Source organism: Salipiger sp. ABF4_146, assembly GCF_056161345.1.
Window position 1 is genome coordinate 55,095 of the sequence record NZ_JBSWYX010000017.1, and the last position, 14,416, is coordinate 69,510.

Annotated in this window: 12 protein-coding genes; 10 read left to right on the plus strand and 2 right to left on the minus strand. The window is 66.1% G+C overall.

The window, feature by feature from the left end; all coding sequences use genetic code 11:
• Positions 1–4 precede the first annotated feature (4 nt).
• A complete protein-coding gene (locus ACXAJT_RS20840) occupies positions 5–1,075 on the minus strand; it encodes a putative urea ABC transporter substrate-binding protein (protein WP_475238500.1) in 1,071 nt (356 codons plus the stop codon).
• Positions 1,076–1,224: 149 nt separating this feature from the next.
• On the opposite strand from ACXAJT_RS20840, the gene ACXAJT_RS20845 reads away from it, so the two are divergent.
• Positions 1,225–1,836 carry a TetR/AcrR family transcriptional regulator gene (locus tag ACXAJT_RS20845; protein ID WP_475238503.1) on the plus strand — a complete coding sequence of 204 codons (612 nt, stop codon included), beginning with the start codon at positions 1,225–1,227 and terminating at the stop codon, positions 1,834–1,836.
• Between the two features lie 15 nt (positions 1,837–1,851).
• Here the strand turns inward: ACXAJT_RS20845 and ACXAJT_RS20850 are convergent, their stop codons facing one another.
• Positions 1,852–2,523: a GntR family transcriptional regulator gene (locus ACXAJT_RS20850; RefSeq protein ID WP_475238505.1), complete on the minus strand. Its 672-nt coding sequence runs from the start codon at positions 2,521–2,523 to the stop codon at positions 1,852–1,854.
• A 98-nt stretch (positions 2,524–2,621) separates the two neighbouring features.
• Here ACXAJT_RS20850 and ACXAJT_RS20855 point away from each other — a divergent pair, with 98 nt between their 5' ends.
• From ACXAJT_RS20855 to ACXAJT_RS20895, 9 genes are all read left to right on the plus strand, one after another.
• Entirely contained in the window at positions 2,622–4,130 is a 1,509-nt protein-coding gene (locus ACXAJT_RS20855) for an ABC transporter substrate-binding protein (protein WP_475238508.1), read from the plus strand.
• A gap of 63 nt (positions 4,131–4,193) precedes the next feature.
• A complete protein-coding gene (locus tag ACXAJT_RS20860; RefSeq protein ID WP_475238511.1) occupies positions 4,194–5,111 on the plus strand; it encodes an ABC transporter permease in 918 nt (305 codons plus the stop codon).
• Between the two features lie 49 nt (positions 5,112–5,160).
• Positions 5,161–6,051, plus strand: a complete 891-nt coding sequence (locus tag ACXAJT_RS20865) for an ABC transporter permease (RefSeq protein WP_475238617.1) — start codon at positions 5,161–5,163, stop codon at positions 6,049–6,051.
• Positions 6,051–7,715: an ABC transporter ATP-binding protein gene (locus tag ACXAJT_RS20870; protein WP_475238513.1), complete on the plus strand. Its 1,665-nt coding sequence runs from the start codon at positions 6,051–6,053 to the stop codon at positions 7,713–7,715. Before ACXAJT_RS20865 ends, ACXAJT_RS20870 begins: the two co-directional genes overlap by 1 nt.
• Positions 7,712–9,283 carry a gamma-glutamyltransferase gene (locus tag ACXAJT_RS20875; RefSeq protein WP_475238515.1) on the plus strand — a complete coding sequence of 524 codons (1,572 nt, stop codon included), beginning with the start codon at positions 7,712–7,714 and terminating at the stop codon, positions 9,281–9,283. Before ACXAJT_RS20870 ends, ACXAJT_RS20875 begins: the two co-directional genes overlap by 4 nt.
• Positions 9,284–9,303: 20 nt before the next feature.
• Complete coding sequence (locus ACXAJT_RS20880; RefSeq protein ID WP_475238518.1) at positions 9,304–10,692, plus strand: M20 family metallopeptidase; 1,389 nt, start codon at positions 9,304–9,306, stop codon at positions 10,690–10,692.
• Between the two features lie 3 nt (positions 10,693–10,695).
• Positions 10,696–11,508 carry a sulfite exporter TauE/SafE family protein gene (locus tag ACXAJT_RS20885; RefSeq protein WP_475238520.1) on the plus strand — a complete coding sequence of 271 codons (813 nt, stop codon included), beginning with the start codon at positions 10,696–10,698 and terminating at the stop codon, positions 11,506–11,508.
• The gene (locus ACXAJT_RS20890) at positions 11,505–12,821 is read left to right on the plus strand and encodes a D-serine ammonia-lyase (protein WP_475238523.1); all 1,317 of its coding nucleotides are present in this window, start codon (positions 11,505–11,507) and stop codon (positions 12,819–12,821) included. The genes ACXAJT_RS20885 and ACXAJT_RS20890 overlap by 4 nt, the downstream gene beginning before the upstream one ends.
• A complete protein-coding gene (locus ACXAJT_RS20895; RefSeq protein ID WP_475238525.1) occupies positions 12,821–14,314 on the plus strand; it encodes an amidase in 1,494 nt (497 codons plus the stop codon). The genes ACXAJT_RS20890 and ACXAJT_RS20895 overlap by 1 nt, the downstream gene beginning before the upstream one ends.
• The last annotated feature ends 102 nt before the right edge of the window (positions 14,315–14,416 follow it).

Genomic DNA, 14,416 nt, shown 5'->3' on the forward strand with positions numbered 1-14,416 from the left:
CCGCTTACAGCTCGCCCGCGGCGGCCATCTCCGAGAAGCTCGGATCGAAGCGCAGTTTCACATTGCCCCCGTCCCCAAGCACCGTGCCGCCGACCTCGATGCCGATGGCGTCGACGCTGGAGGCGCCCTGCCCGAAGAGCCCCTGCTCGAAGCTGAAGGTGCGCACCTTGTCCATGATCTCGCGGCTGCTGTCGGCCGCAAGGAACGCGGCCGCATCGCCCGGCGTGGTGAAGAAATGCGTCTGATCCACCTGCACCGACAGGCCCGCCACATCCGTACCCATGGCCGACGCCATGACCTCGGCCATCGGCTGGTCGTCGCCGGTTTCGGCGGCCATGGTTTCCATCGCCTCATACCACGCGCCGGTCAGCGCCTTGGCGAACTCGGGGTGCTCTTCCAGCGTCTCGGTGCGGGCGATGAACACATCCATGATCTCACCGGGGATGTCCGAACTGTCGAACAGCACGTTGCTCTCGGGCACTTGGTTCAGCATTTCGGTGGCGATCGGATTCCACGTCGCCACATGCGCCATCTCGGGCTGGGTGACATAGGCGGCACCGATCTCGGCATCCGAGATGTTGACGCTCTTCACCCGCCACGGCTCGGTGATCCCGGCCTCGGCCAGCGCGCGGTTCAGCAGGTAGTGCGACACCGAGTACTGCAGCAGCCAAACCTCGTCATCGAGCAGCTCTTCGACCGACTCCGCGCTGCGCGAGATCAGCATGTCGTTGCCGTCGGAATAATCGGTGATCAGGAAAATCGAGGTATCCACCCCGCCCGCTGCAGGCATGGTCAGCGCGTCCATGCCCGCCACCGCCACGGCATCAAGGTCGCCGGCGATGAACTGGTTGATCGAGCCGACATAGTCATTGATCTGGATAAGCTCGACGTCGACGCCGTACTTCTCGCCCCACGCGTCCATCAGCCCTTCGGTGCGCATCCACGCCAGCGGCATGAAGCCGACGTAGACAACATAGCCGACCTTGAATGTCTCCTTTTCCTGCGCCTGAGCCGGCGCGGTGAAGGCGACAGAAGCCGCAGAAGCAAGCAGAAGTACCAGTCTGGAAAAACGCATGGAATGTCTCCGGGAGGGAAAGAGATGTTCGATGCCCTAACTAAACGAACGTTGAATAGCTAAAATCAAGTTTTTAATATGTATAAATAATGCGCTATTAATCGGCTGATGAGTTCGCTAAGACGGCGCAGCGTGAACGGAGAGTCCCCATGGCACGGACCGCCCCCAGAAAACGGCTCGATCCGGCCGAGCGCCGCACGCAGATCCTCGATGAGATGCTGCAGCTGTGCGCGAATCAACACTTCGCCTCGATCACCATGCGGCAGATCGCAGCGGCCTGCGGCGTGAACATGGCGCTGCTCTATCACTACTTCGATAATAAGGAAGGGCTGGTGCACGCCACGCTGCGCCACGCGGTAGACGACTTTCTGGTGATGTTCGACGATCTGCCCAAAGATGTCGGCGCGCCGCTTGGCGCCGCCGATGTGTGGATCGACGCCACCATCGACGCGGCGCCGCGCCTTATGCGCATGGTCAAGCTGATGAGCGACTTCGGCGAACAGGAAAGCCGTGATGCCGAGGCGCTGGCAATCATCGACGAGTTCTACGCGCGCGAGCGCGAAACACTGAAGCAGGTGATCCTCGAGGGCATGGCCGACGGCCGGTTTCGCAAGGTCGATGCCGAACGCACCGCCCGGCTGACCTCTGTCGCTATCGACGGGGTGTTCTTCGGCGGGCCGGCGCGCAATGACTTTGCCTTCGAGCAAAACCTGCGCGACATCCGCGACCAATTGCTGGACTACCTGCAACCGGCGCAATGAGCCGCGCGCCGTCGCTCAGCGCCGGTCGTCCGCGCCCTCTCCAAGCGAGGCGAGATAGATATCATAGGTGCTGCCCAGCGTGTTGATGTGCTGGCACATCAGATCTGCCGCCGTGTCGGCTTCGCCACGCTCCATGGCATCCAGAATGTCCGCATGTTCCTGCATGGATTTCGCCAGCCGCCCGGTGACGTCAAGCTGCCGCCGCCGGAAGGGCCGCAGCCGTCGGTCCATACGCTGCGTCTCTTCGGCCAGCACCTGATTGCCCGAAGCCTCGTAGATCATCCCGTGCAGCCGGTTGTTGGCCTCGTAATAGCGATCCGCCGCGCCTTCGCGCAGCGCCGCCTCGCAATCCTGCGCCGCCTGCCGCAGATAGAGCCGCTGCGCCGGTGTGATGCGCTGCGTGGCCAGCCGCACGCACCACGCCTCGAGCCCGGCCATCACCTCGAACATCTCGACGAGCCGGGTCATCGAGGGCCGCCGCACGAAGGCCCCGCGGCGCGGGATCAACTCCACCAGACCGATCGCTTCGAGCGCTTGAAACGCCTCTCGTAGCGGCGTGCGCGACACCTCGAGCTGCTGGGCCAGAGCCACTTCACTCAGCTTGTCGCCGTCGTGATACGCACCCGACGCGATCCGCTGCTCGATAATTGAGCAAATCCGGGTAGCGGTTCTGGAAGTGTCGGTCATCGCGAAAAACCATTGACGATATGCAGTCTGCCCAGATTGTATACAGAAATAGTTATAAGAATACAAATAACGAAAACGCCAACAGTGAGGACAACACCATGAAAATGTGTAAACTTCTCGCCGGAAGCGCGCTTTGCGCAAGTCTCTCTGCCCCCGCTTTCGCGGATAAGGCGAGCGACACGGTGAACATGGCCTTCAACAAGGAACTCGAAACCGCAGACGTTTACTTCAACACCGCGCGCGAGGGCCTTTTGCTCAACCACTCGGTCTGGGACGGTCTGCTGTATCGCGATCCCGACACCGGCGAATACAAGGGCAACCTCGCCACCGAGTGGACGTGGATCGATGACGTTACGCTGGAACTGAAGCTGCGCGAGGGCGTGACCTTCCACAACGGCGAGCCGTTCAATGCCGATGACGTGGTGTTCACCGTCAACTACGTGACCGACCCCGAGAACGGCGTGAAGAACATGGCCAACGTCGGCTGGATGGACCACGCTGAAAAGATCGACGATTACACCGTGCGGATCATCCTCAAGGCGCCCTTCCCGGCGGCCGAGGAATTCCTCGCCGGTCCCGTCGCCATGTATCCTGACGAGTATTACACCGAGGTTGGCCCCACCGGCATGGGGCTCGAACCCGTTGGCACAGGCCCCTTCAAGATCACCGAACTGGAGCCGGGCAAGCACTTCGTGCTCGAGCGCTTCGAAGAGTACTTCGGCGGGCCGAAGGGCAAGGCCGGGGTCGCCAAGGTCGACATCCGCACTGTGCCCGACACCAACACGCAGATCGCCGAGTTCTTTAACGGCACGCTAGATTTTCTGTGGAACATGCCCGCCGATCAGGCTGAAAAGCTCGACGCGATGGGCGAGTATCAGGTGGTCAACGCCCCCGCGATGCGCGTCGGCTACATCACCATGGATGCCGGCGGACGCTCGGGCGAGTCGCCGATGACCGATCAGAAGGTGCGCGAGGCGGTCTATCACGCCATCGACCGTCAGGCGATCGTCGACGCGCTGGTCAAGGGCTCGTCGGAAGTGATCGACACCGCCTGCTCGCCCGCGCAATTCGCCTGCGATCAGAGCGTCGAGGGCTATGACTACGACCCCGAGAAGGCCAAGGAACTGCTGGCCGAAGCGGGCTATCCCGACGGCTTCGACATCGACTTCTACGCCTACCGCAACCGGCCCTACGCCGAAGCGATCATGGGCTTTCTCGGCGAGGTCGGCATCAACGCCAATCTGAACTTCATGCAATACTCGGCCCTGCGCGAGAAGCATCGCAAGGGCGAGGTGCCGATGGCCTTCCTGACGTGGGGCTCGAACTCGGTGGCCGATGCCTCGGCGATCACCTCGGAGTTCTTCACCGGCGGGCCGCAGGACGACGCGCGCGATCAGCAGGTGATCGACTGGATCGAGGCCGCCGACAGCACCAACGACAAGGAAGAGCGGCAGGCGCTCTACTCCAACGCGCTGAGCAAGATCACCCGCGAGGCCTATTGGGTGCCGCTGTGGACCTACAACGTCAACTACGTGATGAGCGACGAGATGGCGTTCACCCCGACCGATGACGAGATCGTCCGCTTCTTCAGCTTCGGCTGGAAGTAAGCACTGGCCCTGCCCGGCCCCCGCTGGCGGGGACCGGGCGAGACCCGACCATAGGAACGCCCCATGCTACTCTATATCCTCAAACGTCTCGGCCTTGCCGTGCTGGTTGCGCTGACCGTCTCGGCGATCAGCTTCAGCCTGCTGTTCATGGCGGGCGATCCGGCAATCTCGATCGCCGGTGAAAACGCCGCCGCCGAAGACATCGCCGCGATCACCGAACGCTACGGCTTCGACCGCCCGGTGCTGGTGCAATACGCCGACTGGCTGGTGTCGGCGGCGGGCGGCGATCTGGGGCGCTCTTGGTATTTCGACCTGCCAACGACGCAGATCATCGGCGACCGGCTGGGCGTGACCATGACGCTTGGCCTGCTGGCCATCTCGTTTGCGCTGATCCTTGCCATCCCGATGGGCGTGGCGGCGGCGGTGCGGCCCAATTCGCTGATCGACCGCGCGGCGCTCTTCATCTCGGTGGTGGGTCAGGCGATCCCGTCGTTCTGGTTCGGGCTGATCCTGATCGTGGTGTTCTCGATCAATCTCGGGCTCGTGCCCGCTTCGGGCTCGGACGGCTGGAAACACTTCATCCTGCCCACGGTGGTGCTGGGCTATTACGCCACGCCTGCGATCATGCGCCTGACCCGCGCGGGAATGATCGAAGTGCTTTCCGCCGACTACATCCGCACCGCCCGCGCCAAGGGTCTCGCGCCGCGCAAGGTGCTGTTCAAACACGCGCTGCGCAACGCCATCATCCCGGTGATCAGCCTCGCCGCTGTGCAGATGGGCTTCATGCTCGGCGGCTCGATCGTCGTGGAGTCGATCTTTGCCCTGCACGGCGCGGGCTATCTCGCTTGGGAAAGCATCAGCCGCAACGACCTGCCGGTGATGCAGGCGCTGATCCTCGTCTTTTCCATGTTCTACATCCTCTTCACCTTCCTCGCCGACGTGCTGAACGCGTGGATGGACCCGCGCCTGCGCGTGGGCTGACCGAAGGCGCCTCGACATGACCGACACGACCGCATCCGAACGCCCCGCCATGACCCCCTCCAACGCCGCCCCCAAGGACGCCCCGCTCTCGCCCCGTCAGGCGATGGCGCGCCGCGCCCTGCGTCACCGCGGGCTGATCTTCGGCGCGCTGGTGATGGGCATCATCATCTTCGTCGCGCTCTGCGCGCCGCTGCTCACCAGCTATAGCCCCTATGATCAGGACCTTCTGGCGCGCATGAAACCGCCCCTCTTCATGGGCGGCGACGAGGCGCATTGGCTCGGCACCGATGCCTTGGGCCGCGACTTCTGGGCCCGGCTGGCCTATGGCGCGCGCATCTCGCTGATGATCGGGTTGCTGGCCGCCACCATCTCGGCGCTGATCGGCTCGGTGCTGGGCATCCTCGCGGGCTACTTCGGAGGCCGCGTCGACATGGCAGTGACCTTCCTGATCAACGTGCGCCTTGCCATGCCGGTGGTGCTGGTGGCGCTGGCGGTGGTCGCGCTCTTCGGCGGCTCGCTGATGGTGGTGGTCTCGGTGCTGGGGCTGCTACTCTGGGACCGCTTCGCAGTGGTGCTGCGCGCCGCCACCATGCAGGTGCGCAAGCTCGAGTATGTCGCGGCCGCCGAGGTGCTGGGGGCGTCGCTGCCGCGGGTGCTGTGGAAGGACATCCTGCCCAACGTGATGAACCACCTGATCGTCATCTTCACGCTGGAGATGGCCCATGCCATCATCCTCGAGGCGGCGCTGTCGTTCCTTGGCCTTGGCGTGCAGCCGCCCACCCCGTCGTGGGGGCTGATGATCTCGGAGGGCAAGGAAATGCTGCTCTTCGAGCCGTGGCTCATCACCATTCCCGGCGTGGCGCTGTTCTTCCTCGTCCTGTCGATCAACATGCTCGGCGACGGCATCCGCGACGTCACCGCACCCGAAGGCAGAAACTGATGACCGATCCCATCCTGTCCATCCGCAACCTCACCGTCGATCTGCCCAAAGGCGGCGACCGGCCCCATGCGGTCGAGGGGCTGAGCCTCGAGATCATGCCCAAGGAGATCGTCTGCATCGTCGGCGAGTCCGGCTCGGGCAAGTCGATCACCTCCTTCACCACCATGGGGCTGCTGCCGAAAGCGCTGGTGCCCTCGTCGGGCGAGGTGATGTTCGAGGGGCGCGACCTGCTGAAGCTGCCCCCCTCCGAGCATTCGAAACTGCGCGGACGCCGCATGGCGATGATCTTTCAGGAACCGATGTCGGCGCTGAACCCCTGCTACACGGTCGGCAACCAGATCGAGGAAATGTTCGAGCAGCACACCAGCCTGCCCGCCGCCGAGCGCAAGGCCCGCACGATCAAGCTGCTGGATGAGGTGCAACTGCCCGATCCCGCGCGCATCTACTCCAGCTACCCGCACCAGCTTTCGGGCGGGCAGCGGCAGCGCATCGTGATCGCCATGGCGCTGGCGCTCGACCCGGCGTTGCTGATCGCCGACGAGCCGACCACCGCGCTCGACCTGTCGACACAGGCGCAGATCCTGCACCTGCTGAAAGAGCTGCGCGAAATGCACTCGGCGGGCATCATGTTCGTCACCCATGACTTCGACGTGGTGGCCGAGATCGCCGACCGGGTGGTGGTCATGCAACACGGGCGCATCGTCGAGCAGGGCAGCGCCGAGGAGGTCCTCAACCGCCCGCAGCACCCCTACACCCGCCTGTTGATCGACGCCGTGCCGCGCCGCGAGCGCGCGGAGCAACCCAGCCTCGAAGGGCGGGTCGAAATGCTGAAGGTGCAGGGGCTGGAAAAGACCTACCACGTGAAGGGCAACATGTTCCGCCCCGGCCGCATCGTGCACGCCTGCAAGGACGTCGGCTTCGCCGTGCGCCGCGGCGAGACGCTGGGCATCGTGGGGGAGTCGGGCTCGGGCAAGTCGACGCTGGTCAAATGCCTGATCCGGCTGGAGGACCCCGACGCCGGCCACGTCTGGGTCGAGGGCACCGACATCGCCGCCTATTCCAAGCGCGCGCTGCATCCCTACCGCAAGATGATCCAGATCGTGTTTCAGGATCCCTATGGCTCGCTCAATCCGCGCCGCACCATCGGCGATCAGCTGGTGGAGGGGCCGGTGAACTTTGGCCGCGACCGCGCCGAGGCGATGGAAAAGGCCCGCGAGTTGATGAAAATCGTGCGGCTCGATCCCGATGCGCTCAACCGCTACCCCAACCAATTCTCCGGCGGCCAGCGTCAACGCATTTGCATTGCCCGCGCGCTGATGGTCGAACCCAAGGTGCTGATCGCCGACGAGGCGGTCTCGGCGCTCGACGTGTCGGTGCAGAAGGAGGTGCTCAAGTTGCTCAATGAAATTCGCGACAAGATGGGGCTGACCGTGCTCTTCATCACCCATGACCTGCGCGTCGCGGCGCAGGTCTGCGACAATCTCATCGTCATGCAGCAGGGCGAGATCGTCGAGCGCGGCTCGGTCGATCAGGTCTTCGGCAGCCCCAGCCATGCCTACACGCAAAAACTGCTCGCGGCGCAGCCCGGACAGGATTGGGACGTGCCGGACGTGTCGAAACTGCCCCCCGCCACCGGTGTCATGGGCATGGGAGGTCTGGCATGAGCGGCTCGTTCTCTCCGTCACAGACCACCCGCAAACCCGGCGTCACCGCCACTTCGGGCGGCGTTGTTGCGGCCCAGCACGCGCTTGCGGCCAAGGCCGGGGCCGAGGTTCTGAAGGCGGGTGGCGATGCGCTTGATGCCGCCGTGGCCGTAAGCTTCGCAATCGGTGTGCTGGAGCCGTGGATGTCCGGCCCGATGGGCGGCGGCGCGATGATGATCTGGCGCGAGGACGAAGGCCGCGCCCACGCGCTGAACTACGGCATGCGCAGTTCCGCCACGCTCGACCCGGCGCATTATCCTTTGTCTGGCGCGGGCAAGGCCTCGGACCTTTTTCCGTGGGACGCGGTCGTTGAGGACCGCAACGTCATCGGCGGCACGTCGGTCGCGGTGCCCGGCACCGTCGCGGGCATCGCCGCCGCGCATGGGCGCTATGGCCGCATGCCGTGGAAAGACCTGCTCTCCCCCGCCATCGGTTTCGCCAAGCAGGGCCTGCACGTGGATTGGTACGCGGCGCTGGTCATCGCCTCCTCGGCGCGCGATCTTGCGCAGGATCCCGACGCCGCCGCCATGTTCCTCGAAGACGGGCAATGGCCCAAGGGCTCTGGCTGGACGGCGCTTTCGGATATCCGCCTCGACCAGTCGCGCCATGCCGCCACGCTGGAGCAGCTGGCGCAGGCGGGCGCAGAGGACTTCTACAAGGGCGATATCGCCGCGATGCTGTCGGGCGATGTGACCGCCAAGGGCGGCTTTCTGACCATGGACGATCTCGCGGCCTATGCGCCGCAATGGTCCGATCCGCTGGAGATCCCCTATCGCGACGGGCGGCTCTTTGCCCTGCCCGGCCTCACCGCTGGACCGACCCTCAGCCATGCCGTCACGCAATGGACCAAGGGCTATGACGCCGCCGAGGCCGCCGCGCCCAAGGCGCATCTGGCCCGCGCGGAGGCGCTCAAGGCCGCCTATGCCGCGCGGCTCGAGGGGATGGGCGACCATGAATCGGCCAAGGCCCCCGGCTGCACCACGCATTTCTCGATCATCGACCGCCACGGCAACATGGTCGCGATGACCCAGACGCTGCTGTCGATCTTCGGCGCGCGCGTGGTGTCGCCCTCCACCGGCATGCTGCTCAACAACGGCATCATGTGGTTCGATCCCGCACCGGGCGGGCCCAACTCGCTCGCTCCCGGCAAGCGCTGCCTGATGAACGTCTGCCCGGTGATCGGCGAAGCGCCGGGCAAGCGCTTTGCCCTCGGTGCCAGCGGCGGGCGCAAGATCATGCCCGCCGTCGGGCAGATCGCCGGCCATATCATCGAGCAGGGCATGTCCATGCAGGAGGCCATCGAGGCGCCGCGCATCGATGTGTCGGGCGGGGCGCAGGTGGTGGCCGACGAGCGCCTTGCCGGTCCCGTCACCGACGCCCTCGCCGCCGAGCACCCGCTGGCCATGGTCCAGCGCCTGCCCTTCCCCTTCGCCTTCGCCTGCCCCGCCGGGGTGCTGCGCGCGAACGGCGTGAATTCTGGCACCACAGAGACTTTCTCGCCTTGGGGCGACGGGGTCACCGCCGACTGACGACCAAGAAAGAGATCAATATGTCCCCCCGCGACACCGCCCTTGCCGCCATCACCGAGTATTTCGACAGCGGCGCCTTCCCGACCGAACTGGCCGAGCTGGTCGCCCGACCGACCGAAAGCCAAGACCCGCGCGGCGCGCCGCATCTGCTGGCCTATCTCACCGAGGCGATGCAGCCGATGCTGGAGGCGATGGGCTTTGCCTGCCAGATCTTCGACAACCCGCAAGAGGGCGCGGGCCCGCTGCTCGTCGGCCAGCGCATCGAAAACGAAAGCCTGCCCACCGTGCTTACCTACGGCCACGGCGATGTGGTGCGGGCGCAGGAAGGCCAGTGGCGCAACGGGCTGGAACCCTTCGTTCTGACCGAGGACGGCGACCGTCTTTATGGGCGCGGCGCGGCGGACAACAAGGTGCAGCACCTGATCAACCTGCGCGCCATGGCCGCGCTGATCGAGACGCAGGGCAAGCTGGGGTTCAACGCCAAGGTGCTGATCGAAATGGGCGAGGAGAACGGCTCGCCCGGCCTCAAGACCTTCTGCGAACAGCATGCAGACCTGCTCGCCGCCGACGTGCTGATCGCCTCGGACGGGCCGCGCCTGTCGCCCGATGCGCCGACGATCTTCACCGGCTCGCGCGGCGGGGCGCTGTTCGATCTGAAGGTCGAGCTGCGCGAGGGCGCCAACCACTCGGGCAACTTCGGCGGCCTGCTGGCCGACCCGGCGATCATCCTGGCGCATGCGCTGGCCTGCATCACCGACCGCCGGGGCCAGATCAACGTGCCGGAATGGCGCCCCGACAGTCTGACCCCGCGCATCCGCGAAGTGCTCTCGGCGCTGCCGCAGGTCAAATCCGGCATCACGCTCGACCCCGACTGGGGCGAGGAAAGCCTGACCATGTCCGAGCGCGTCTTTGGCTGGAACAGCTTTGCGGTGCTGGCGATGGTCGCGGGCGTGCCCGAGGCGCCGGTCAACGCGATCGCCGGATGGGCCCGCGCCACCTGCCAGCTGCGCTACGTCGTCGGCACCGATGTGGACGATATCATTCCCGCCCTGCGCCGCCATCTCGACGCGCAGGGATTTGAGCAGGTCGAGATCGTTTCCGCCGACAGCGGGTCGTTCCCCGCGACCCGGCTCGATCCCGATCACCCTTGGGTGCGCTTCGCCTCGGCGTCGCTGGAACAAAGCACCGGCGCGCGCCCGCACCTGCTGCCCAACCTTGGTGGCTCGCTGCCCAACGACTGCTTTGCCGAGGTGCTGGACCTGCCCACCATCTGGGTGCCGCACTCCTACGCCGGCTGCAGCCAGCACGCGCCCAATGAGCACATCCTGAAATCGCTGTCGCGGCAGGCGCTGATCGGCATGACCGGGCTGTTTCTTGACATCGCCGAACAGGGCGCGCCGAAGGACTGACCGATGGAATACCTCGTTCTTTTCGCGGTCATTGCCGCCGCCGGAGCGGTGGCCGGGGTCATCTCGGGGCTGCTTGGCGTCGGCGGCGGGATCATCCTTGTGCCGGCGTTCTTCTATGTGTTCACCGGGCTGGGCTACACCCCCGATCAGCTGATGCAGATCTGCGTTGCCACCTCCACCGGCACGATCATAGTCACCTCGCTGCGTTCGGTCACATCGCACCACAAGCGCGGCGCGGTGAGCATCGAGCTGATCAAGACATGGGGGCCGTTCATCGCCGTCGGCTCGGTGCTGGGGGTGCTCGCGGCCACGGTGCTGCGCTCGCAGCAGTTGCAGCTGGTGTTCGGCATCATCGGTGTCTGCCTCGGGCTGTACATGCTGCTCGGCAAGAAAAGCTGGCGGCTGTCGGACACGCTGCCCGGTCGCGGGCTCAGCGCGCTCTACAGCGGTATCATCGGCTTTTTCTCGGCGCTCATGGGCATCGGCGGCGGCAGTTTCACCGTGCCGCTGCTCACCGCTTACAACGTCCCACCGCACCGGGCGGTGGGCACCTCGCCGGGCTTCGGGCTGCTGATCTCGATCCCCGGCTTCATCGCCTTTCTGCTGACCGGCTGGAGCCTCACCGGCAAGCCGCCGGGCACCGTGGGCTACGTCAACCTGCCGGCGGTGCTGCTGATCATGGTCACCTCGCTGATGACCGTACCGATCGGGGTGAAACTGGCGCATAGCCTCAGCCCCGCAAGGCTGCGGCTGGTGTTCGCGCTGACCGTGCTGGTGCTGGCCGGGAACATGCTGCGCAAGGCGTTGATGGGATGAGCGACGAGACCCTCCTGCAGCGCCTGCGCGCCGCCGAGCCAGTGCTTTGGACCAATCCAAGCTACGCCCCGCAGACCGACCCGCAGGCCATGGCCGACGTCGCGGGGGCCAAGGCGGCATGGGGCCGTTTCGCCCCGCTGATGGCGGCGCTCTGGCCGGAACTGGCGCCCGCCGGCGTGATCCGGTCGGACCTGATCGACATCACCGATTTGCGCACCGCGCTTGGCTATGATGCCCCCGGCTTTGGCCCGCTGCTGGTCAAGGGCGACCACGCGCTGCCCGTCGCGGGCTCGGTCAAGGCGCGTGGCGGCGTCTTTGAGGTGCTCAGCATCGCGGTCAGTCAGGCGCGCGGTGCAGAGCTTCTCTATGATGGCGAGGACATCGAGAAGCTTGCCGGCGACGAGGCCCGCGCCTTCTTCGGCGCGCGCCGCATCGCCGTTGGCTCCACCGGCAACCTCGGGCTCAGCGTCGGCATCGCCGCGCGGGCGCTTGGCTACAACGCCACGGTGCATATGTCGCATGACGCCAAACCGTGGAAGGTGGCGCGGCTGGAAAGCCTCGGCGTCGAGGTGGTGCAGCATGAGACGGACTATTCGCAGGCCGTCGCCGCCGCCCGCGAGATCGCCGCCCGCGATCCGTTGACGCATTTTGTCGACGACGAAGACTCGCTGCTGCTGTTCAAGGGCTACAGCGCCGCCGCCGCCGAACTGAAGGACCAAATGGCCACGCAGGGCATCGCGATCGGCCCCGAGCGGCCGCTGATCCTGTACCTGCCCTGCGGCATCGGCGGCGCGCCGGGTGGCATCGCGCACGGCGCGCGCGGCGTCTTTGGGGCGGATGTGCACCCGTTCTTCGTAGAGCCGGTGCAGGCCCCCTCGGCGCTGGTGCAGATGCGCGAAGGGCTGGGTCGCGAAACCTCGGTCTACGAACTGGGCCTCAGCAACCGCACCGAAGCCGACGGCATGGCCGTGGCCACCATGTCGCAACTGGTGGCCGAGCGGATGCAGCGCCGCCTCGCCGGGGTCTTTACCGTCGGCGACAACGATCTCTTCCGCTGGCTGGCGCTGGCCGAGACCAAGGGGCTGCGGCTGGAACCCTCCGCCGCCTCGGGCTTTGGCGGGCCGCAGATGCTGATGAACACCGCCGCAGGCCGCGCCTTTTGCGCGCAGCACATGCCCGGCGTCGATCCGGCGCGGGCGGTGCATGTGATCTGGACCACCGGCGGCGCCTTCGTCCCCGCAGACCAGTACCAAGGTTTTGTCGCCAAGGGCCGCGCGCTTGGCCCGCGCTTCGATCTGAAAGGAACTCCGTGATGACCAACCCCGCCGATCTTGGTGCCATCGAGGCGCGCCGCCTGATCGCCCGCAAGCAGCTTTCGCCGGTGGAACTGGCCGAGGCCTGCATCGCCCGCGTCGAAGCGGTAGATCACGCGGTCAACGCGCTGATCGCGCGCGACTTCGATGGGCTGCGCAAGGCCGCGAAGCAGGCCGAGGCCGATGTCACCGCCGGCAAGGAGTTGGGCGCCCTGCATGGGCTGCCCTTCGGTGTGAAGGACATGATCGACGTCACCGGCCTGCCCACCACCTTCGGGTCCGAGGCGTTCAAGGACAATATCGCCACCAAGGACGACGCCATCGTCGCCGCCATGCGCGCGGCGGGCGGCTTTCCCATGGGCAAGACCAACAACCCCGAATGGAGCGCCGGAGCCAACACCCGCAACCGCGTCTACGGGGTGACCGCCAACCCGCACGACATCACCCGCAGCTGCGCCGGGTCGTCGGGCGGCTCTGCGGTGGCGCTGGCCTGCGGCTATGCGCCGCTCGCCACCGGCTCGGACACCGGCGGCAGCCTGCGCAACCCTGCCGCCTTCTGCGGCATCGTCGGCTATCGCCCCAGCCCCGGCGTGGTGCCCGGCAACACCCGTGCGGCGGGGCTGATCCCGCTCCCGACCTCCGGGCCAATGGCACGCTCGGTCGCCGATTGCGGGCTGATGCTCTCGGTGCTCGCCCGCCCCGACCGCAACGATCCGTTCACCCCGGTGATCGACGGCAAGACGCCGTGGGCCGCCGCCGATTTCGCCGATCTGCCGCGCCGCGACCTGTCGTCGCTGAAGATCGCGGTGACCGAGGATTTCGGCTTTGCCCCTACCGAGACCCTGATCCGCGACCATTTCCGCAAGGTCGTTCCGCAGATCTCGCCGTTCTTCGGGCAGGTCGAGGAAAGCACCCCCGATTGCACCGATGCCGACCGCATCTTCTCGGTGCTGCGCGCCGTGCAATTCCTTGGTGTGCACGCGAAACTGGTCGACGAGCAGCCCGAACTGGTCGGCCCCAACGTGCGCGACAATGTCGCCGAGGGGCGCAGCTACTCGGCCGAGGACGTGGCGCAGGCGATCTTCGGGCAGGCGCGCTTCTACCGCGATTGGCAGGCGTTCTTCGAGACCACCGACTACCTGATCTCACCGGCTGTCTGCATCTCGCCGCGCGACTGGCACGAGCTTTATCCCACCGAGATCGACGGCGTGCCGACCAAGAGCTATTACCACTGGCTCGCCATGGCCTATGCCTCGACCATCCCCGGCCATCCCTCCATCACCATCCCTTGCGGCCACGATGCCAATGGCATGCCCTTCGGCCTGCAGATCATCGGCAAGCGCCACGACGATCTGGGCGTTCTGGCGGTGGCGGCCGAGCTTGAAGCGGTGATCGCAGGCCTCTCCGATCTCGCCCCGCGCAGGCCGGACATCGCCGCGCTGACCAAAGCCCCCAACCTCTCGGACGCCCCCGGCTTTCTCACCTTCGACTGACCCAAGGGCCGGCCACGTAGCCGACACGACGCAACTGTCGGGCGAGCATGGCTTCGCGCCCGGCGCCCCCCTAGGAGGTCGCCCGCGCGCGGCTGGGTTTGC